This window comes from Methylobacterium sp. Leaf91 (assembly GCF_001422815.1).
Classification (GTDB): domain Bacteria; phylum Pseudomonadota; class Alphaproteobacteria; order Rhizobiales; family Beijerinckiaceae; genus Methylobacterium.
This window is the reverse complement of sequence record NZ_LMMP01000050.1, coordinates 22,300-43,364: the sequence shown is the minus strand read 5'-3', so window position 1 is coordinate 43,364 and position 21,065 is coordinate 22,300. Positions and strand designations below refer to the sequence as shown.

Here is a 21,065-nt window from a genome sequence, read left to right as displayed (position 1 = left end):
CTCATATCCTAGCGGCGGACGATCATGGATCGCCTGCACGTTCGAGGACCAGGATCGATGTCGGACACAGTGCGGTTTGATCTCGAGGAGCAGCGCGCCCGAATCGAGCGAGCTCAGGAAGAGACCCGCAAGTTTGTCGCCGAGCAGCACAAACTGATCGCCGAGCAGAGCAAATTCGCTGCCGAGCAGAGCAAACTTGCCGCTGAAGCATCGAAGCTGGCGCGAGATCGGATGCTCGCCCCGTGGCAGATCGCCCTTTCGGGTATGGCTGCCGGCGCCGCGTTCTTCGGCGCGGGTGCGGCTTTCATAAAGGTGCTCGGGCCGTGAGGTGAGTTCGGCTCGTTCGGGCTCCGAAACGGCCTGCCTTTCTCGCCTCCTGCCCGACGCTCGGACATCTTCCGCCGCCCTATCGGCTCGGTTCGCCACAACTGGGCTGGAGCGGTGCATTTTCAAGACGCACCGCTTATATATAGCCCACTGAACGAATCGCAGGCGTACCCGGGGACCGAGCCGGGGCACGAAAATCAAGCAAAGACCCGCCTGCCTGGGGAACTTGATGTCCGACATGACCGACGACGACACCTCCCGCAACCTGGCGGCTACGGCCTATGGGGCGGAATCCATCCGCGTGCTCAAGGGGCTGGATGCCGTGCGCAAGCGGCCCGGCATGTATATCGGCGACACCGATGACGGGTCGGGCCTGCATCACATGGTCTACGAGGTGGTGGACAACGCCATCGACGAGGCGCTGGCGGGCCATGCCGACGTCGTCACCTGCACCCTCAACGCCGACGGCTCGGTGACGGTGTCCGATAACGGCCGCGGCATCCCCACCGACATCCACAAGGAGGAGGGGGTCTCGGCCGCCGAGGTCATCATGACCCAGCTCCATGCCGGCGGTAAGTTCGACCAGAATTCCTACAAGGTCTCCGGCGGCCTGCACGGCGTCGGTGTCTCCGTCGTCAACGCCCTCTCGCAATGGCTCCGCCTGCGCATCTGGCGCAACGGCAAGGAGCACGCGATGGAGTTCCGCCACGGCGACGCGGTGTCGCCGCTGGTGGTCGTGGGTGACGGCAACGGACGGCGCGGCACGGAAGTGTCGTTCCTGCCCTCCACCGACACGTTCACGATGATCGAGTTCGACTACGCGACGCTGGAAAAGCGCCTGCGCGAACTCGCCTTCCTCAATTCCGGCGTGCGCATCGTCCTCACCGACGCGCGCCATGCCGAGCACAAGCGCGAGGAGCTGTTCTACGAGGGCGGGATCGAGGCCTTCGTGCGCTATCTCGACCGCTCGCGCAAACCGATCGAGGGCATGACGAAGCCGGTCTTCGTCCGGGCCGAGCGCGACAACATCCGCGTCGAGGTGGCGTTGTGGTGGAACGACTCGTTCAACGAGACCGTGCTGCCCTTCACCAACAACATCCCGCAGCGTGACGGCGGCACCCATATGGCGGGTTTCCGCGCCGCCATGACCCGGCAGATCACCGGCTATGCCGAATCCACCGGCATCACCAAGCGCGAGAAGATCACCCTCACCGGCGAGGATTGCCGCGAGGGCCTCACCGCCGTGATCTCGGTGCAGGTGCCCGACCCGAAATTCTCGTCCCAGACCAAGGACAAGCTGGTCTCGTCGGAAGTGCGACCGGCCGTGGAGAACGTCCTCAACGAGGGCCTCTCCAACTGGCTCGAGGAGAACCCGGCCCAGGCGAAATCCGTGATGGGCAAGGTCATCCTCGCGGCCTCCGCCCGCGAAGCCGCGCGCAAGGCCCGCGAGACCGTGACCCGCAAGGGCGTGCTCGACATCGCCTCGCTGCCCGGCAAGCTCGCCGATTGCCAGGAGCGCGACCCGTCGAAATGCGAGATCCTGCTGGTGGAGGGCGATTCCGCCGGCGGCTCGGCCAAGCAGGGCCGCGATCGCCACTTCCAGGCCGTGCTCCCCCTGCGCGGCAAGATCCTGAACGTCGAGCGCGTGCGGGCGGACCGGATGCTGTCCTCGGCCGAGATCGGCACGCTGATCACGGCGCTCGGCGCCGGCATCGGCCGCTCCTCCACCGACCGCGAGGGCTTCAACCCGGACAAGCTGCGCTATCACCGCATCATCATCATGACCGATGCGGACGTGGACGGCTCCCACATCCGCACCCTGCTGCTGACCTTCTTCTTCCGGCAGATGCCGGAGCTGATCGAGCGCGGCTACGTCTACATCGCCCAGCCGCCGCTCTATAAGGCTGCCAAGGGCAAGACCGCGATCTACCTCAAGGACGAGCGGGCGCTGGAGGATTACCTGATCGATGCCGGCGTCGACGGGGCGGTGCTCCGGCTCGCATCGGGCGCCGAGTTCGGCGGGCCGCAATTGAAGGCCCTGGTGGAGGAGGCGCGCCAGTTCCGTGGCCTGATGCAGGCGCTGCATACGCGCTACGACCGCGCCACGGTGGAACAGGCCATGATCGCCGGGGCCTTCCGCACCAACGTGGACGAGAACCCCGACGAGGCGACGAAGCGCGCCACCGAGATCGCCCGTCGCATGGACGTCATCGCCGACGATATCGAGCAGGGCTGGGAAGGCTCCGTCAGCGAAGGCGGCTACATCCTCAGCCGGACCCTGCGCGGGGTGCGCCAGGTCGTGACCTTGGATGCCTCGCTCATCGCCTCGCAGGAGGCCCGCCGCCTGTCCGACCGGGCCGAGGCCCTGCGCGAGATCTACGGCGAGCCGGTGACCTATGCCCGCAAGGGCGAGGAGACCGTCCTGCACGGCCCCGTCGGCCTGTTCGAGGCGGTGATGGCCTTCGGCCGCAAGGGCCTGCAGCTCCAGCGCTACAAGGGGCTCGGCGAGATGAACCCGCAGCAGCTCTGGGAGACCACCCTCGACAGCGAGGTGCGCTCGCTCCTTCAGGTTCGGATCAAGGATACGCAGGATGCCGACGACCTGTTCGTGAAGCTGATGGGCGATGTGGTGGAGCCGCGCCGGGAGTTCATCCAGGAGAACGCCCTCAGCGTCGCCAATCTCGACGTCTGAGCCAACGCGACCGGGAGGGTCGATATGAGCAACATCATCCGTCCGACCTTCGGTCAGCCGCGTCGGCCCGAGCCCGTCAGTGACGACGACCGGGTCGAGGTCACGACGCAGCGGGTCTACGGGGAGGCCGGCGATCACCGCGTCTGTCTCGTCCGCGACGACGACGCGCCCGGCGGGGAGGTCTACAAGGTCGTCGTCGGGCGTCTCTCCGGACAGGAAGTCAGCACCGTGGCGATCCTGCCGGCCACGGCCGAGGGCGAAGTGGATGCCGAGATGGTCGCCCTCGCGATCCTTCGCACGCTGAGCCTGATCGACGAGGACGACGACACTCCGGGCATCGCCTGAGGGCCAGTCCTCCAGCCCGGCCGAGTTCTCCATCGCCGGCGCGAGGCAGGCGACAGGATGTCCCATTTCTTGCGAGCGACCACCGCCGAAGAAGCCCGCGCTCCGGGCGCGATGGCGGCTGGCGGCACCCGTTTTCCGTACTGCCGATAGCGTAAGCGTCTGCACCGGCTCCACTTACCGAGCCTCGGCGCCGCCGCGCGGCCGCTGAATCACGTCCGCCGGCACAGGCGCCTCCACCGGCGCAGTGCTCGGCAACGGACCTTCCGTAGTCCGAGGAACCATTGACGCCAGATTGGACTTATTCTAATTAGTAACTGAGGGGCAGGCGCATCGGGGGCGTCCCGAGCCGGCCCGGACATATTGGAGAGACCGATGGCACAGATCACCAGCGCAGCTTGCGAGGCCTGCCGCTTCTTCGACGACCACAAGATCAATGGCGGCCAGGCTGCCGCCGATCAGGGCCTCTGCCGCTACAACCCGCCGGTGAGCCAGCCCGAGCCGAAGTCGCCTGGCCTGTGGCCGGTGGTGGCCTCGAAGGATTGGTGCGGTCACTTCACCTCCGGCATGACCGCCGCCGAGTAAGCTCCAGCCGCCCGCCGGACCCGTCAGGCGAGACCGATCGGTCAAGCTTAGAGAGGGTTGGCACAAGGTCGGTTCCATCACGAAGGGCGAGATCGGGGCCGGTGCGGAAGCACCGGCCCTTTCTCATGTGTCGAATACGGTGGCGTCTCTTCCCGAACCTCACGAAGAATTCTCTCGCACGCGTCCCGAATTCCGTTAGGACGCCGCGAGCCGGTCATGATCCGGTCACCTTCGCGTCCGAAGCGGGGACCTTCAGACGATGGGCGGCTCCTGCCATCGCGTCCTGTGTCACGCCTCCGTATGGATGGGCGGCACAGGGACGGGCGGTTGCGTTTCGGGGCGGGTTAAGGATTTTTTCTGGATGACGTATCGACCCATTTCGGCAATGGCCGGGCGCCTCTTGGCCCCGATGGCCGGCCTCGCGCTCAGCGCGATATCGGGCTTCGCCGTGGCCGCTCCCAACGATCCGAGCGGAACCTGGCTCACCGAGGACGGGCGGGCGCGGGTCCGCATCGAGAAATGCGGCGCCAAGAACGATCACGTCTGCGGCTACGTCGTCTGGCTGAAAGTGCCGCTGAACGACAAGGGCCAGCCCCGGGTCGATTTCAAGAATCCCGACCCGAAGAAGCAGGCCCGCCCCTCCCTCGGCCACCAGCTCATCATGGGCATCAAGCCGAACGCCGAGAACCATTACGAGGGCAAGATCTACAACGCCGAGGACGGGTCGTTCTACGATGTGACGATCTGGAGCGAGAAGCCCGGCGAGCTCACCGTGCGCGGCTGCATGCTGCGCTTCATGTGCATGTCGCAGGCCTGGACCAAGGTGACGGACACGGCACCGGGCCAGATCACCGGCCCGACCAACGGCCCGGGCGGCCCCCGCTCCGATCCGGAATGGGCGCCGAAGGCCGCGCCGGCCGGGGGAGCCGGCACGCCTGCCGCATCCTCCGCCAAACCGGCCGCCACGGCACCGAAGCCGGCAGCCAAGCCGGCCGAGTAAGACGACGGCCGGAACCGTTCGATCCGGCCGAGGGTCGTTGATATGATCGACGGCCCCTCGATGACGTCCTGCACGGCCGGATCGTGCCGCTACTGTGCGAACTCCTGACGATCAGGGAGTTCGCACGGTAAGCAGGCGTCGGGAGTCGGGTTGCACGACAAGACCTATCCTCGGATCACGACCCGTCCTCGGATCAAGCCCCTCCCTTGGCCAGGGAGCCGTTGCCCACCGGCATCATCGCGAAGCTGCCACCCCTGACCGTCTTCGAGCCGTCCGGGGACGTCCCCCCGAACCAGGCGCACGGCGGACGAGGCGACCGGGATCACTCGGCGCTCGACGTAGCGGTTCCGGCAGGCCCGAGCGGCTGCAGCCACACCGGAGCCGCACCTCCGACGTTCGATCCCCAAGACCCTCGACCGATCCCCAAGACCCTCGACAACGAAGCCACCCACGAGCGCCCGACGGTGCGCGTGGCCGGCTTCATCGTGTGAGGGACACTCGACGCTGCGCGTCTGCGCCACGTCCGGTCGGGAACGACCGCCCGGAGCCGGTCTGTTTCCATCGAACAGGGCCCCATTCGGCCAAACGTTGAGTGCGCCGCAGGCTCGACATAGACTTTGCTTGTCCAAGACATCGGTCGACCTTTGTAGAGGGGTCGATCGATGGATCGGCATTGCGGAGATCCAAGTCAATCCATGAATTTCAGCTTGAAATCCCTTGTCATCCTTGCGATTTCCGGAGCACTATCCGGGGAGGCCAAGGCAATCGATTCCGGCTTCTACAATGGCAGCCATGTTTGCAACGGCGCGTTGACGCTGGACGACTGGGAATTCCGACAGGAAGGGTCGTCATTCGACGTCTTCTTTCGCAAGACGACGGCGTCTTCCTTCCAAAAGCTGGAGTTGGTCGCTCAGGATACGGATGGTGGTCTTCTCCTCGTCGATCGGCGCGGTCGCCCTTGGATCGCGGTGCGATTCGGGCAGAACGGCGATAGCCTCCAGGGGCGGTGGCTCACCGGCCAGGGCAAGCCGCAATCCGATTGCGAGCCGTTCACGCTCTCCCGGAGCGAGAGCGCGAAGGCTCGCATGGATCGCCACTTCGGTCTGCTTGGCGAGGCCCATCCGACCGTCGAAACGGTGCGGACCGTCGCCGAGGAACAGCAGAAACTCCCGCCGATCGACCTGCTGCCGGATCTGGACCAGCAAGCCTATCGCCAGCGCTACGCCGAGGCCGCGCCGAGCTTCTGGAGGCGCTTTTACGACGCCGAGCGCAAGCGGCTCGCGGAACTTCCCGTCGCACCGCCGGACGCCCGTGATCGGGCCGTCGAGGAAATGCGTGCGGTGACGAGCCTCACGCTGGCGCCCGAGGGGTCGCTCGACCGAAACGGGGCAGCCCGCCAGGCTGCCCTGGACTTCCTGCGCATCGTCGCCGACCGCCTCGCGGCGAGCGGGCGACCGCTCGAGGCCCTGCCCGGGGATACCTTGTGCGAGCGAATGTCGACGTTCGGCTCTATCGACGTCGAGCGGCTCGAACTGGCGGTCGGTCTACCGGTCGAATACTGGGACCGTGCCTTCACGGAGGACCTTCTCCAGAAAGCCCAGTCCTGCAAGGACGGCAGGACCATCGGGCGGTTGCTGTCTCAATCCTATCCCGACATCGAGAAGCGCCGGAAGGCCGCCCTCTGGCTGCGCGAGGAGCGGGAGCGTCTCCTCGCCCTTCCCCTGACCCTGACGTCGTTCCGTGACACGAACGGGTTGCAGCTCAGCAGGGACGAACTCCGCCGAAACGACGTGTCGCGAATGGCCTATGACCGCTTCCTCGGAGCCCCGCTCGAAACCCGTCGCACCGAGATGGAGCAGGCCGCCGCTCGGGAGCTTCAGGAGGTGTTCGGCGGCGACAGCCTCAAGAGCCTCCCCCTCAACGAGGCTCGCTCGCAATGTGACCGGCTCGTCGGCACGCCATGGGGCAACGAGGCCCTGTCGCGCCTCCACAAGACCTGCACCGGAATGGCGGAAGACTACGTGGCGAGAAGCGTCCGGCAGGTCTTCCAGGAGCAGGTCGGGCGGATCGAGGCCGCACCGAGGACGTTCGCAGGGCTGGAGGCCAACAACTGGTTCCTGATGGGCACGGGCGATGTGCGCGGGATCTATCCGCCGACGGCCCTCGTCACGGAGTTCAACGGCAAGGTCGCCGACGCCCGGGCCGAGGCCGTCCGCATTGCGACGGGCGAAGTCGACAAAGCCTTCGCCGCCGCCGATCCTGTGTCGGACGTCACGACGTCGCCCCTCCTGCAATGCGGGCGCGGCACGATTCCGTCGCATGAGAGTCTCAGGCCCCTCGTTCAGGCCTGCCAGGAGGGAAGCCGCGCCTTGGCCGCCCGGCGCGACGAGCTCCGGTGCCAGGAAGCCCTCAAGGCATCCGGCGGCGGCTCCGGCCTGCTGGACGCTGCGATCAGGCCGAAGGCCGCAGCGGGCAACAGCTTCCGGGTCCGTCAGCTCGTCTGCGAAGCGGCCAGGCAGAAGGTCACGGTCACCTTCCCCACCTCCGGCATGTTGTGGTGGTCCAAGCAATATGTCGAGGCGCGGCTTCCGGCCGAGAGAGGCCGCGACCAGGTCCGCGCCCTACGCTGGCTCATCGAGCCTGTCGCCGATGCGAAGGGAGAATGGGCGATCTCCAGGCTCGAATCCAAGACAGGGGAGGTGGCGCTGCCTTTCCCCGAAGACAGCCTGCTGCCCTGCCTCGCGCGGCAAAGCCTCTGCCGCTGACGTCTCTGCGCGACCTCGACACCGGGGCGGCCGAGATGGGTCTTTCGTCACGCCGGTCGATACCGGCTCGCGCTGCCCCGGATCTCAGGTCCGGGGCGACGCATCGTTTAAAGCCCCGTCACTCCACCAGGGCGGCGTAGGTCAGCACCCGCAATTCCCGCCTGATCGGCAGGGCCGAGGAGGGGATGAGCTGGGCCAGCATCACCACGGCGAGGTCTTCGGCCGGGTCGATCCAGAACGAGGTGCTGGCCAAGCCGCCCCAGGCGACCTCGCCGGGGGTGCCGACGATCTGCGCCCGCGCCGGGTCGAGCATGACCGAGAAGCCGAGCCCGAAGCCGATTCCGGTATAGGAGGATTCCGAGAAGCGCGGCTGGCCCATCGAGGCGAGGTCGCCGCCCAGATGGTTCATCAGCATCAGCTCCACGGTCTTGCGCCCAAGGAGCCGAACGCCGTCGAGGGCGCCGCGCCCGAGGATGAAGCGGCAGAAGCGCATGTAATCCGACGCCGTCGAGACGAGGCCGCCCCCGCCGGAGGCGATCGCGGGCTTGGTGGCGAAGCGGCTTCCCACCGCGTCGTCGTAGAGCTTGAGGCTGCGGTCGCGGAACAGGCTGTAATTGGCCGCCAGCCGGGAGACCTTGTCGGCGGGCACGAAGAAATCCGTGTCGACCATGCCGAGCGGGTCGATGACCCTGGTCTTCAGGAAATCGCCGAACTCCTGGCCCGAGACCACCGCGACGAGGTGGCCGAGGAGGTCGGTGGCGACGCTGTAGTTCCATTCCACGCCGGGCTGGGCGAGGAGGGGCTGCCGCGCCAGCCGGGCGACCACCTCGGCGAGGCTCGCATCCTGATTCTCGCCGAAATCGACGCCGTTCTGCCGGTAGAGCGCATCGACGAGGGTCGCCTCCATGAAGCCGTAGGTGAAGCCCGCCGTATGGGTGAGGAGGTCGCGAATGGTGATCGGGCGCTGGGCCGGCACGGTCTCGGCCTTCACCCGGTTGCCTCCGGTGAAAACCCGCATGTCGGTAAATTCGGGCAGGAAGCGGGTGATCGGGTCGTCGAGCTGGAAGCGCCCTTCCTCGTAGAGCATCATCACCGCTACCGAGGTCAGCGGCTTCGTCATCGAGTAGATGCGGGTGATCGTATCGGCGGCAAACGGCGTCGCGCGGGCGATGTCGGCCAGGCCATGGGCGCGGAAGAACGCGGTCTCCCCCCGCCGCGACAGCATCACCGAGAGGCCGGCGAGCTTGCCATCGTCCACCAGCCTGCGCATCCAGCCGTCGACGCGCTCGAGCCGCTCGGGGCAGAGACCGAGGGCCTTCGGGTCGGTTACGGGCAAGTCCTGTACCGGGGTGTCCTGCATGCGCGCTTCTCCGCCTTTACCGCCCTCGCGCGGCCGTCTCGTCGAACCTGACCCCGGCCTTTAGAGCATCGTTCGGCGCCATGGGTACCGGTATTTGCCGGCTGTCGGTCAAACGCCGAAGAGCCGTCGCATGGCGCATCGAAGGGCCGTCGCGTAACGCATGGAAAGCGCGGGACGTGGCACTCACCAGCCCATGCTGCCCGGTCCGCCCTTGAACGGGCCGACGACCTCCGGCGTGATCCAGCCGCCATAGAAGCCGCCGGGCTGCGGCTCGGCCTTCACGTCGCCGACGAAACAGGCCTCCATCGCCCCGGCATAAAAGGCGACGAAGCCGGCAATGGCCGTGAAATCCGGTGTGGGTTCCGGGTAGGCCCAGGCCGCGCCCGGCGCCCGATGGCCGCCGGCTAGGACATCGTGGAGGACGGCGCGGCCCTTCCATTCGCAGATCCCCGCCATGATGGGCGGCCCGAGCACGCCATCGGCCACATCGCCGGGGGGCAGGTAATAGGTCGGCGGATGGCTGGTCTCCAGCACGCGGTACCCGGCCACCGTGTCGGCGACGGTCGCACCGGCGAACACCACGCGCAGGCGCCGGGCCACGCGCTCCAGCCGCGGCGGGCGCGGATAATTCCACACGCTTTCCTGGCCGGGGCCGAAGGGCAGGGGGGTGGGGTGCATCGGAATCATCCAACTTCTAAGGCGTATCAATGGGTTACCGGGAGAACACCCTTCCGGAAACGGGAGACCGTTTTCGCGATGGGGGCCGGCACGCAGGCGATATTCGAGACGCGGCGTTTGCGCGTGGCGCGGGCCATGCTAGCCCGGCTCGCGACGCGGATGATAGAAATTCGGCCGCTCCGATGGATCGGCCGTCTCGGTGAGCCGGCCATCCCGAGCCAGACACCCTGGGACAATGCCTGTGACGGATTTCGCCCTCTTTCTCGATTTCGACGGCACCCTCGTGGAGATCGCTCCCCGACCCGACCAGGTGGTGGTGCCCCCGGAGCTCGCGCCCGCGCTCCTGCGCCTGCGGGACCGGCTCGGCGGAGCGCTCGCCATCGTCACCGGCCGCCCCATCGCGGTGATCGACGACTTCCTCTCGCCCGCCAGGTTCGATGTGGCGGGCCTTCACGGGGTCGAGCGGCGGGTCGACGGGGTGGTGTCGGGAGGCAGCGCCGAGGATCATCCTGCCCTGCGCGCCCGCATCACGGGGTTGAAGGACGCCGTGCGCGACCTCGAATCCGTACTGATCGAGGACAAGGGCGCCTCCGTCGCGGTGCATTGGCGCCTCGCCACGCCCACCGACGCCGCGCAGGCGGAGGAGGCCGTGAAGGCGGCCGCGGCCGATCTCGGTGACGCCTATCGGCTGCAGCTGGGCAAGGCGGTCGGCGAGATCGTCCCGGCTTCTGCGACCAAGGGCCATGCCATCCGCGCCCTGTCCGAGGCGCCGCCCTATGCCGGCCGCCGCGCGATGTTTCTGGGCGACGACCTCACCGACGAGAAGGCCTTCGCCGTGGTCAACGAGGAGGGCGGCGTCAGCGTCCGCATCGGCGGCAGCGACACCATCGCCACGCGGCGCCTCACCGATCCCGATGCGGTGCGCGCGCTGATCTATGCCTGGGCCGACGGCGCGCCGATCGATCCCGACGCCCTGCCGCCCGCCTGAGGGCGCGACTGGCCGCGATCCCGCATCGGGGCCGGTGCCGCAGACCAGACCGTGACGCCCCGCACCCGCATCGAGGGCGGGCGAGATGTGAAATTCCGGATTCCAGCGCGAAGGACAACCGCACGCATGTTCGAGTTCCCGGTCCTCGTCGGCGATATCGGCGGCACCAATGCCCGCTTCGCGCTCGTGCCGGAGGCGGGCGCCGGGGCGGAGATCGTCGGCCATGTCCCGACCAACGCCTTCCCCGACCCGAGCGCCGCGATCCGGTCCGTTCTCGAAAAGTATGACGGACCGGCGCCGCGCTCGACGATCCTGGCGGTCGCCGCCCGGATCGATGGCCCCGCCGTCCGTCTCACCAATGCGAACTGGGTCATCGAAGGCGCGCGGATCGGCCGGGATTTCGGCCTCTCGCGCGCGGTGGTCGTCAACGATTACGTCCCCGTCGCCGCCGGCGCCGTGGATATCGCCCCCACCGACCTGACGCCGATCGGCCCCTATCGTGATGGCGGGCTGAAGGGCGACCAGGGGACGAGGCTCGTCCTCGGCCCCGGAACCGGGTTCGGCGCAGCGGCCGTGATCGCTTACGCAGATCATCTCGCCATCGTCTCTACAGAGGCCGGCCACGTGGATTTCGGCCCCGCCGATGCGGCCGAGGAAGAGATCTGGCGGCATGTGGAGCGTATCGAGGGACGGGTGACGGTGGAGGCGCTGCTCTCGGGACCCGGCCTCGCGCGGCTCTACAAGGCCATCCATCTCGCGCGAACCGGGCGAGAGGCGGCGGATGCCGAGCCCGCCAAAGTGACCGATACGGGTATCGACGGCAGCGACCCGGTTGCGGCCGAGGCCGTCACACTGTTCGCCAAGCTGCTCGGCCGAGTCTGCGGCGACCTCGCCCTGACCTTCCTCGCCACGGGCGGCGTCTATGTCGGCGGCGGCATCGCCCCGCGAATCCTGCCCATCCTGAAAAAGGGCGATTTCCGGCGGTCCTTTGAGCATAAGCCGCCCTTCGTCACGCAGATGGAGGCGATCCCCACCAGCGTGATTTCCGTCCAAGATCCAGCCTTTTCCGGTCTCGCCGCCCTGGCCAACCGGCCCGAGGTGTTCGTGTATCACGGGCAGGTCTGGACCGAGGACTGATCCGGGCGGCTACTCGTCCGACTCGTTGTCGACGTTCTGCTCCGCCTCGTCGTAGGTGTACCCTTCGAGCCAGTCGGCGCTGTTCTGCGATCCGGCGGGGTAGGGGTTTGACGCATCCGTCTGGCCGGCAATCTTGGCGGCCTTGCCCTCTTCCATCACGGTCTTCGAGACGTAGCCCATCGATCGATTCCTCCGCGCCGGCGCGATACCGGCCGTCACCGTGCAAGATGAGCGAGCGCCCGGAATTTCAAGGGCGCGGCTTCGTCAGATGCCGTCCCCCGCCACTTCGCGGGCCACGGCCCGCCGGCCGATGTCCCGGCGGCAGAAGCCCTCGGGCCAGTCGATCCGCGACACCGCCGCATAGGCGCGAGCCTGAGCCTCCATCATGCTGTCGCCGGTGGCTGTCACCGCCAGCACCCGGCCGCCATCGGCGACGATACGGCCATTCTCCGCCCGCGTGCCGGCCTGGAAGACGATGACCGCGTTGTTGGCGCCGGCTTCGGCGATCCCCCGGATCGTCGAACCGCGCATCACCGCGCCGGGGTAGCCGGCTGCCGCCATCACGACGGTCAGTGCGGCGCGATGAGCGTCGAACTGCAGGGTGATGCCAGTGACGTCGCCCTCGCAGGCGGCGAGCAGGGCCGGCACCAGATCGGAAGCGAGACGGGGCATCAGCACCTGCGCCTCGGGATCGCCGAACCGGGTGTTGTACTCGATGAGCTTCGGGCCATCGGCCGTCAGCATCAGGCCGGCATAGAGGATGCCGGTGAAGGGCGTCCCGCGCTCGCGCATTCCCGCCAGGGTCGGGGCGATGATCGTCTCCATCACCTCCCGTTCGATGGCGGGCGTCAGGATGGTGGCCGGGGAATAGGCGCCCATGCCGCCGGTATTCGGGCCGCGATCCCCGTCGAAGACGCGCTTATGGTCCTGCGCCGTTCCGATCGGCACGGCGCTCGTCCCGTCGCAGAGGGCAAAGAAGCTCGCCTCCTCGCCGAACAGGCACTCCTCGATGACGATCTCACCACCCGGTTCGCCAAGCATGGAGCGGACAGCGTTCTCCGCCTGATCCAAGGTCTCCGCCACCACGACGCCCTTGCCGGCGGCGAGCCCATCGGCCTTCACCACGATGGGCGCGCCGGATTGCGCCAGATAGGCGAGGGCAGCGTCCTGATCGGTGAACCGGGCGAAGGCGGCGGTCGGGATGCCGCGTTCCGTGCACAGATCCTTGGTGAATCCCTTCGAGCCTTCGAGCTGCGCCGCGGCCTTGGTAGGTCCGAAGGCACGGATACCGGCCGCCTGGAGATCGTCGACTAAGCCCGCAACCAGCGGCGCTTCCGGCCCGACCACCACGAGGCCGATCCCGGAGGTCTCGCAGAACTTCTTCACCGCCTCATGATCGGCGACAGCGAGATCGGGACGGTTCTCGCCGTACTCGGCCGTACCCGGATTGCCCGGGGCCGTGAACAGGCGGGTGCAAAGCGGACTTTTGGCGATCGCATAAGCCAGCGCATGTTCGCGTCCGCCGGAGCCGATGAGGAGGATGTTCATAAGTCACGCTTCGAAGGACACGGAAGGCATGGCGAGATGCCGAACCGGTATGGACAAGAGCCTGCACAATGCGCCGAATGGCTCTCCATCATAGCATTGTCCCGGCCTCGCAGCGCCGCCCCCTAAGCATCCCGGCATGGCGTTTCCCCCGAAAAGCAGGGGATGGAAAGTCCCGGCCACGGTCCCGGTCGCGGATTCCCGTGATTTCGAGGATGCTTGGCACGCACGAAATTCATTCCCCAACCGCATATGATCGATGATAATCGGAGGAACGATGCCGGCTGTCCCCGAGTTGAATATCGTCATGCCAGGATGTCGCCACTCCGCTTCCCCGCCAATGGCCCCGACGCCGGGGTCGGGAGTGCGTTTGTCGCAGTTTCTTCAAAGCGGTCGCGTCACCGTCAAGGCCGCCAATGACAATCGCCCATCCCATATTCCGGCGTTTTGGCCTTGGGCCGTGGCTATTGGTGTCGCACCGGTGCTGTCGGGCATCCTACTCCTGGCCCTGATCTTCTGACGCTGCCTGCTCGCTCCGGGGTTTACCTGCGTCCGTGCCGAGCCTAGCGTCCGCCGCGACATGGCCCTCGTTCCTCCTCCATCAACGTCTCCGCCGATCTCCAATGCTCCCGAATGGTCGGTGGGGGATCTCGCCTCGGCCCTGAAGCGAACGCTCGAGGACGCGTTCGGTCATGTCCGGCTGCGCGGCGAGATTTCCGGCTATCGCGGCCAGCATGGCTCGGGCCACGCCTATTTCTCGCTGAAGGACGGGACCGCCAGGATCGACGCGGTGGTGTGGAAGGGGACTTTCAACCGCCTGCGCCAACGGCCGCAGGAAGGCTTGGAGGTGGTCGCCACCGGCCGTATCACCACCTTCGCCGGTAAGTCCTCCTACCAGATCGTCGTCGAGACCCTCGAGCCGGCGGGGATCGGCGCCTGGATGGCCTTGCTGGAGGAGCGCAAGCGTGTCCTCTCGGCGGAGGGGCTGTTCGCGGCCGAGCGCAAGCGCGCGATTCCCTACCTACCCCGGGTCGTCGGGGTCGTGACCTCTCCCACCGGTGCCGTCATTCGGGACATCCTTCACCGGCTGGAAGACCGCTTTCGGAGGCCGGTCCTCGTCTGGCCCGTACGCGTCCAGGGGGAGGGCGCGGCCGAGGAAATCGCGACCGCCATCCGCGGCTTCAATGCGCTTCTCCCGAACGGCGCCATCCCACGGCCGGACGTGCTCATCGTCGCCAGAGGTGGCGGCTCGATCGAAGATCTCTGGCCGTTCAATGAGGAAATCGTGGTCCGTGCCGCCGCGGAAAGCGCCATTCCCCTGATCTCGGCGGTAGGCCACGAGACCGACACCACCCTCATCGATTTCGTCTCGGACCGACGTGCACCGACTCCCACCGGAGCCGCCGAGATGGCCGTTCCCGTGCGCGCTGATCTCGTCGCCGAGATCCGCGACCTTGGTCATCGTCAACGCGAAGCCGTCCAGCGCAGGCTCGACCGTGAGGGTTCAGACCTGCGCGCGCTTCTCCGCGCCATGCCGGGCGCGGATGCGTTCCTGTCGGCAAAACGCCAACGCCTCGACCTTGCCGAGGCCCGGCTCATGCCGGCGCTCGCTGGCAATGCGCGCGATTACCGGGTTCGTTTCGGCCGCCTGCTCGACAGGCTCGGGCGTCATCCGCCGGAATTGCGCCTGACCCAGGCGCGTGTTCGGCTCGCCCTGGTGGCCGATCGTCCCCATTCAGCCCTGCGGAACTACGCGGCGCGCAAAGGAGAGGCCCTAGCCTATCTCGGCCGCCGCCTCGTGGTCGCCCGTGAGCAAACCCTCGTGCGTGCTCGGTCGGAGGCGGTTCGCCGACAGGAGCGGCTCGGCGCACTCGACGCTCGCCTGGGACAGGCAGCCCGTCGCCTGCTCGAGCGGCGAGCCGACCGGCTCGCAAGTTTCGCATCGCTCCTCGGGTCGTTGAGCTATCGCGCGGTTCTTGCGCGAGGTTTTGCCCTCGTGCGCGACGAGGAGGGAGCGCCGATCCGCGCCGCCGCATCGGCGATGCAGGGGCAGCGCCTGAGCCTCGAATTCGCCGACGGCACGCTTCTCGCCCGGACGGAGGCTTCGGATGCTCCGACGCCGGGAGGAGCAGAGCCTCCGAAGCGCAAGCGACAGTCGCGGAAAACGGTGGAAACACCACCGCAGCAATCCCTGTTCGAGCTATGACCCGATCACGCCGTGGGTCCTGTCGAGCAAGTCCCGCCGCAGACGCATGGCATGGCCGTGAACCTTGGCGCGAGCGATGCGTCTTGGCCCGCCGTGGCTCGCAAGCCGTCGAGAACACCGCTAAAGGCATCCGCTGAAGTCTCGCCGCTGGGGAGCAAAGCCGCCAACGGAGGGATTTTCCTGAGAAACGGTTGAAATGCATGGCGGCGCGTCGAAACACGACCTCAACACCGCCGGTATCGGCCCTGCGCAGGCTTGCCAAGGAGAGACGATGACCACCACGATCGACAGCGGACAGAAGCTACACCTCGTCTTCGGCGGCGAGCTCGAGAACCTCGACGGAGTCAACTTCCGTGACGTGAAGGGGCTCGACATCGTCGGAATCTTTCCGGACTATGCCTCCGCGCAGAGCGCCTGGAAATCGAAGGCACAGGCCACCGTCGACAGCGCTCAGACGCGCTATTTCATCGTCCATCTCCATCGCCTGCTGGAGCCATGATCTGTGCAGGGCATCCCCCAATCATAAGTGAAGGCATTGTGACGCCGGGGCGGGGGTTGTAATGGGTGCCGCGCCGATGGGCCGGTATCTGGCGCGGCTGGAAAATGTGAGATGAAGACGGCGGCATGAAGTCCTCGATCAAGATCATCGCTGGAAATGCCAGCCGTCCGCTTGCGGAGGCGATCTCCGCCTATCTCGAGCTTCCCCTGGCCAAATGCATGGTCCGTCGCTTTGCGGACATGGAAATCTTCGTCGAGCTTCAGGAGAATGTCCGCGGCGAGGACGTCTTCATCGTTCAATCGACCTCGTTCCCCGCCAATGACCACTTGATGGAGCTGCTCATCATGATCGATGCGGCGCGGCGCTCCTCGGCGCGGCGCATCACGGCGGTGATCCCCTATTTCGGCTATGCCCGACAGGACCGTCGCACCTCCGGCCGCACGCCGATTTCGGCTAAGCTTGTCGCCAACCTCATCACCGAAGCCGGCGCCGACCGCGTGATGACACTGGACCTCCATGCAGGCCAGATCCAAGGCTTCTTCGACATCCCAACCGACAACCTCTTCGCCGCGCCGGTGATCGTGCGCGACATCAAGGAGCGTCTCGACCCGAAGGAATGGATGGTGGTCTCGCCCGATGTCGGTGGTGTGGTCCGCGCCCGCGCCATCGCCAAGCGCATCGACGCGACACTGGCCATTGTCGACAAACGCCGCGAGCGCCCCGGTGAATCGGAAGTGATGAACATCATCGGCGAGGTCGAGGGCCGTTCGTGCATCCTCGTCGACGACATCGTCGATTCCGGCGGTACGCTCGTGAACGCCGCAGAAGCCCTGCTGAACGCCGGCGCCAAGGATGTGTCAGCCTACATCACCCACGGGGTGCTCTCGGGCGGCGCCGTCTCCCGCATCGCGGCTTCGCGGATGAAAGAGCTGGTGATTACCGATTCGATCCAGCCGACACAGGCGGTCAAGCTCGCCCGCAATATTCGCGTGGCCACCATCGCGCCGCTGCTCGGCGAGGCCATCGGTCGGACCGCGACAGAATCGAGTGTGTCGAGCTTGTTCGTCTGATTGGCCCGATGCCTGACCGATACGGCAGCGGTCATCGTCCGCTGGCCAAGTTACGGCGCTCGACGCCAAAATCTCAGGGACCTCGCGTCGCGCGGGTCCTCCGTCGGCGGTGACCGGACGCGAAGGCAATTGCGCGCTCTTCTGCCGCCGCCTATATACGCTGATCCCCTTTTGAGAGCGTGAGACGGGACTTCCGGATCGATTCATCCGGAGCCTGCGGACCGATGCCCGGCGCCGCCCGTTCCCCGCTAACGTCGGAGCCACAGAGCATGTCCCAAGGTCCGCTAATGCCGAAGGCGACCGCCGTCTGGCTGGTCGAGAATACCTCGCTCGCCTTCGAGCAGATCGCCGATTTCTGTAAGCTTCACCCGCTCGAAGTGAAGGGTATTGCCGACGGCGAAGTCGCTGCCGGGATCAAAGGCCTCGACCCGATCACCACGGGTCAGCTTACCCGCGACGAGATCGAGAAAGCGCAGAAATCTCCTAATTACAAGCTGAAGGTTGCCGTCTCGAAGGTGAAGTTGCCGGAGGTCAAGCGCACCACCAAGGGTCCGCGCTACACCCCTCTGTCACGGCGCCAGGACCGGCCGAACGCCATCCTCTGGCTGCTCCGCAACCACCCGGAGTTGAAGGATGCGCAGGTCATCCGCCTCGTCGGCACCACCAAATCGACGATCCAGCAGATCCGTGAGCGCACCCACTGGAATTCGAGCTCGCTGCAGCCGATGGACCCGGTGACCCTTGGTCTCTGCACGCAGATTGATCTCGACTTCGAGGTTCAGCGCGCCGCCAAGGACCGACCGGCCGTTCTGCCGACCGATGCCGGCGCAACCCTGTTGCCCACAGAGGTGTCCACCGCAGGCAGCTACGAAGAGGCGGACGAGCATCATCGCAACGAACGCGACGAGAAGCTCAACGCGGATTCGGTCTTCGCCAAACTCAAGGGCATGCGCAACACTGAGGATGACGACGAGGAATAATCGTCACCTCGACGACACCACAACCCAATCGAATCTTCCCGAGGGCGCTGCTGTTGCAGCGCCCTTCTTCGTGTTGGTGCACCGCATGATCGCCAACCATAAGAAAATGCGTAATATTGATCCTCCTCGATCCACGGGGACACTTTTTCGGGGCGGATAATGGCCTCTCGCGAGACAGGACACGATGTGGCGGAGCACCAGCCGGGCAGCCACGGATTCGGACCGGACATCCTGGTGACAGGATCACTCCCTGACGCGGCGACCGGGGATGTTGTCCCGCGCATGGCAGCGTCGGAGCCTGTGACCCTGGCGGAGTCGTTGATGAGCGAGGAGGGCTGGAGCCCGCTGAATTTCGACGAGACTGGCCCAAACCCGCCCTACTTACGCATCGGCGGCAAGCTCTCGATGACGCTGACGGAATATGAGCCGTGTTTTTCGTCGTATAGCCGGGATCGCATCCTGTTCCGATCCAAGGTTTCGATGGCCGAGCATTTGCGGAAATACGATCAGATGATGATTGATCCGCTCGCCTTCGAGGAATGTTTCGGCCCTGGCGAGGGGACCGACGCGACATTCCCGTTCGGCGCTTGGCTTACGATCCGCAAGGTTGGATTTTCCGGCATCGAACTCTGGGATAAGGGCCGGGGCGATGTAGTTCTTCCACTCGAGGCACTCTCGATCGCCTCCGCGATCTGGCTGCGCCACGCCGAGACGCCTCGCTGGATGCTCACCTGATCGCCCCACCCACCAACGATCCGAAGCGTTATGTTGCCGAAACGCACGAGATCAGGTATGGGAGCGCCGTCCTCCAATCGGATTCGACTGCGCGCGGGCGTCTCGTCCCGTCACCGGCCCGTTGGAGAATGGCCCTCGACCATCGCTTCATATTGCGTTGGCCCTCCTACGGGGGGTGAGCCTGTCGGATCCCATCAGGGGCCGCGGGCGGTGATCGCCGAGGGTGCCCCGTCACACGAACCGCCGACGCCGGCCTCGCACGAGAGGCCTGTCAGGAGACAGAATGACCGCTGGTAACGCCCTGCAGCGTAGCCCGAGCCGCGACGACTTCGCGGCTCTCCTCGAGGAGAGCTTCCTCGAGCACGAGATCACCGAAGGGTCCGTCGTCAAGGGTCGCGTCGTCGCGATCGAAAAGGACGTGGCCGTCATCGACATCGGCGCCAAGACGGAAGGCCGTGTCGCCCTCAAGGAATTCAACGGCCCCGGCCGCGAAGGCGAACTTGCCGTCGGCGACGAGGTCGAGGTCTATGTCGACCGCATCGAGAACGCCCTCGGCGAGGCCGTCATCTCGCGCGATAAGGCACGCCGCGAGGAGAGCTGGGTCAAGCTCGAGAAGGCCTTCGAGGCCAATGAGCGCGTCACGGGCGCGATCTTCAATCAGGTCAAGGGCGGCTACACCGTCGATCTCGATGGCGCCGTGGCCTTCCTGCCGCGCTCGCAGGTCGATATCCGTCCCGTGCGCGACGTCACGCCCCTCCTTGGCACCCCGCAGCCGTTCCAGATCCTCAAGATGGATCGTCGCCGCGGCAACATCGTCGTGTCGCGCCGCACCGTCCTCGAAGAGAGCCGCGCCGAGCAGCGCTCCGAGCTCGTGGCCAACCTTGAAGAAGGCCAGGTCATCGACGGCGTCGTCAAGAACATCACCGAGTACGGCGCGTTCGTCGACCTCGGCGGCATCGACGGCCTGCTCCACGTCACCGACATGGCATGGCGTCGTGTGAACCACCCGTCCGAGGTCGTGACCATCGGCCAGACGGTCAAGGTCAAGATCATCAAGATCAACCACGAGACCCACCGCATCTCGCTCGGCATCAAGCAGCTGCTCGCGGATCCGTGGGAGGGTATCGCCCAGCGCTACCCGGTCGACGCCAAGCTCAAGGGCCGTGTCACCAACATCACCGATTACGGTGCCTTCGTGGAGCTGGAGCCGGGCATCGAAGGCCTGATCCACGTTTCCGAGATGTCCTGGACGAAGAAGAACGTCCATCCGGGCAAGATCGTCTCCACCTCGCAGGAAGTGGAAGTGCAGATCCTCGAAGTCGATCCGGTCAAGCGCCGCATCTCGCTCGGCCTCAAGCAGACCCTCCAGAACCCCTGGGAGGCCTTCGCCGAGCAGCATCCGGTCGGCTCCGAGGTCGAAGGCGAGGTCAAGAACAAGACCGAGTTCGGTCTGTTCATTGGTCTCGACGGCGACGTCGACGGCATGGTTCACCTGTCGGATCTCGACTGGAACCGCCCCGGCGAGCAGGTCATCGAAGAGTTCAAGAAGGGCGATATGCTGCGCGCCCAGGTTCTGGACGTCGATGTCGAGAAGGAGCGCATCTCGCTCGGCGTGAAGCAGCTCGGCGGCGACCCCTTCACGGAAGCCGGCGAACTCAAGAAGGGTCAGATCGTGACCTGCGAAGTGGTGGAAGTGAAGGATTCGGGGGTCGAAGTTAAGATCGTCGACACCGATCTCTCCACCTTCATCCGCCGGGCCGAACTCGCCCGCGATCGTGGTGATCAGCGTCCCGAGCGTTTCGCCGCCGGCGAGAAGTTCGATGCCCGCGTGATCCAGTTCGATCGCAAGGCCCGTCGGGTTCAGCTCTCGATCAAGGCCCTGGAAATGGCCGAGGAGAAGGAGGCGATGGCCCAGTTCGGCTCCGCCGATTCCGGCGCCTCCCTCGGCGAGATCCTCGGTGCTGCCTTCAAGAAGGCCCGCACCAGCGACGACAAGGACGACGCGCAGGACTAGGCCCCGCGCAGATACGAATGGCGTCCAGCTCGTTCGAGCTGGACGCCATATCTCGAAACGCCCGCGCGGGATCGTCTCTCGCGCGGGCGTTTTCGTGTCTTGGTACGAGACCTCATGACAGGACGGTTTCAAAACGCGACGT

The 21,065-nt window shown here is 66.3% G+C and carries 19 protein-coding genes; 15 read left to right on the top strand and 4 right to left on the bottom strand.

The features are described from left to right. The first annotated feature begins 57 nt into the window (after positions 1-57). The 7 genes from ASF32_RS21290 (at position 58) to ASF32_RS21260 (ending at position 7,711) form a co-directional block, all read left to right on the top strand. Positions 58-327 (top strand): hypothetical protein, encoded by a 270-nt coding sequence (locus ASF32_RS21290; protein WP_056433289.1) that lies wholly within the window; start codon positions 58-60, stop codon positions 325-327. Between the two features lie 229 nt (positions 328-556). Next, the gene (gene gyrB / locus ASF32_RS21285) at positions 557-3,019 is read left to right on the top strand and encodes a DNA topoisomerase (ATP-hydrolyzing) subunit B (protein ID WP_244477967.1); all 2,463 of its coding nucleotides are present in this window, start codon (positions 557-559) and stop codon (positions 3,017-3,019) included. Positions 3,020-3,043: 24 nt separating this feature from the next. Further along, positions 3,044-3,364 (top strand): hypothetical protein, encoded by a 321-nt coding sequence (locus ASF32_RS21280; protein ID WP_043764525.1) that lies wholly within the window; start codon positions 3,044-3,046, stop codon positions 3,362-3,364. Between the two features lie 372 nt (positions 3,365-3,736). Continuing rightward, the gene (locus ASF32_RS21275; RefSeq protein ID WP_056433285.1) at positions 3,737-3,946 is read left to right on the top strand and encodes a hypothetical protein; all 210 of its coding nucleotides are present in this window, start codon (positions 3,737-3,739) and stop codon (positions 3,944-3,946) included. A gap of 361 nt (positions 3,947-4,307) precedes the next feature. After that, entirely contained in the window at positions 4,308-4,946 is a 639-nt protein-coding gene (locus tag ASF32_RS21270; RefSeq protein WP_056433281.1) for a DUF2147 domain-containing protein, read from the top strand. Between the two features lie 206 nt (positions 4,947-5,152). Continuing rightward, positions 5,153-5,437 carry a hypothetical protein gene (locus ASF32_RS21265; protein WP_156467923.1) on the top strand — a complete coding sequence of 95 codons (285 nt, stop codon included), beginning with the start codon at positions 5,153-5,155 and terminating at the stop codon, positions 5,435-5,437. A 204-nt stretch (positions 5,438-5,641) separates the two neighbouring features. Continuing rightward, on the top strand, positions 5,642-7,711 hold the full coding sequence (locus ASF32_RS21260) for a hypothetical protein (protein WP_244477968.1): 2,070 nt from the start codon (positions 5,642-5,644) through the stop codon (positions 7,709-7,711). Positions 7,712-7,829: 118 nt separating this feature from the next. On the opposite strand, the gene ASF32_RS21255 is transcribed toward ASF32_RS21260, so the two are convergent. Further along, positions 7,830-9,071: a beta-lactamase family protein gene (locus ASF32_RS21255; RefSeq protein ID WP_244477970.1), complete on the bottom strand. Its 1,242-nt coding sequence runs from the start codon at positions 9,069-9,071 to the stop codon at positions 7,830-7,832. Between the two features lie 183 nt (positions 9,072-9,254). Then, positions 9,255-9,749, bottom strand: coding sequence for a DUF427 domain-containing protein (locus ASF32_RS21250; protein WP_056433707.1), 495 nt, complete (start codon positions 9,747-9,749; stop codon positions 9,255-9,257). Positions 9,750-9,990: 241 nt separating this feature from the next. Here ASF32_RS21250 and otsB point away from each other — a divergent pair, with 241 nt between their 5' ends. Together otsB and ASF32_RS21240 are read left to right on the top strand one after the other, a co-directional pair. After that, the gene (gene otsB, locus ASF32_RS21245) at positions 9,991-10,737 is read left to right on the top strand and encodes a trehalose-phosphatase (RefSeq protein ID WP_244483690.1); all 747 of its coding nucleotides are present in this window, start codon (positions 9,991-9,993) and stop codon (positions 10,735-10,737) included. A gap of 126 nt (positions 10,738-10,863) precedes the next feature. After that, on the top strand, positions 10,864-11,874 hold the full coding sequence (locus tag ASF32_RS21240; RefSeq protein WP_056433267.1) for a glucokinase: 1,011 nt from the start codon (positions 10,864-10,866) through the stop codon (positions 11,872-11,874). Positions 11,875-11,883: 9 nt separating this feature from the next. Here the strand turns inward: ASF32_RS21240 and ASF32_RS26075 are convergent, their stop codons facing one another. Continuing rightward, positions 11,884-12,054, bottom strand: coding sequence for a hypothetical protein (locus tag ASF32_RS26075; protein ID WP_200919216.1), 171 nt, complete (start codon positions 12,052-12,054; stop codon positions 11,884-11,886). 84 nt (positions 12,055-12,138) lie between these two features. Continuing rightward, the gene (gene purD, locus ASF32_RS21235) at positions 12,139-13,422 is read right to left on the bottom strand and encodes a phosphoribosylamine--glycine ligase (RefSeq protein ID WP_056433264.1); all 1,284 of its coding nucleotides are present in this window, start codon (positions 13,420-13,422) and stop codon (positions 12,139-12,141) included. 577 nt (positions 13,423-13,999) lie between these two features. On the opposite strand from purD, the gene xseA reads away from it, so the two are divergent. The 6 genes from xseA to rpsA all read left to right on the top strand — a co-directional run bounded on the left by xseA (position 14,000) and on the right by rpsA (position 20,923). Next, positions 14,000-15,625: an exodeoxyribonuclease VII large subunit gene (xseA, locus tag ASF32_RS21230; RefSeq protein WP_056433262.1), complete on the top strand. Its 1,626-nt coding sequence runs from the start codon at positions 14,000-14,002 to the stop codon at positions 15,623-15,625. Positions 15,626-15,896: 271 nt separating this feature from the next. Further along, positions 15,897-16,124: a DUF4170 domain-containing protein gene (locus tag ASF32_RS21225; RefSeq protein ID WP_056433705.1), complete on the top strand. Its 228-nt coding sequence runs from the start codon at positions 15,897-15,899 to the stop codon at positions 16,122-16,124. Positions 16,125-16,249: 125 nt separating this feature from the next. Next, the gene (locus ASF32_RS21220; RefSeq protein WP_019903469.1) at positions 16,250-17,194 is read left to right on the top strand and encodes a ribose-phosphate pyrophosphokinase; all 945 of its coding nucleotides are present in this window, start codon (positions 16,250-16,252) and stop codon (positions 17,192-17,194) included. 269 nt (positions 17,195-17,463) lie between these two features. Beyond that, positions 17,464-18,174: a DUF1013 domain-containing protein gene (locus ASF32_RS21215; protein WP_056433259.1), complete on the top strand. Its 711-nt coding sequence runs from the start codon at positions 17,464-17,466 to the stop codon at positions 18,172-18,174. 282 nt (positions 18,175-18,456) lie between these two features. After that, a complete protein-coding gene (locus ASF32_RS21210; protein ID WP_244477971.1) occupies positions 18,457-18,909 on the top strand; it encodes a hypothetical protein in 453 nt (150 codons plus the stop codon). 283 nt (positions 18,910-19,192) lie between these two features. Further along, the gene (gene rpsA / locus ASF32_RS21205; RefSeq protein WP_056433243.1) at positions 19,193-20,923 is read left to right on the top strand and encodes a 30S ribosomal protein S1; all 1,731 of its coding nucleotides are present in this window, start codon (positions 19,193-19,195) and stop codon (positions 20,921-20,923) included. Positions 20,924-21,065 lie beyond the last annotated feature (142 nt).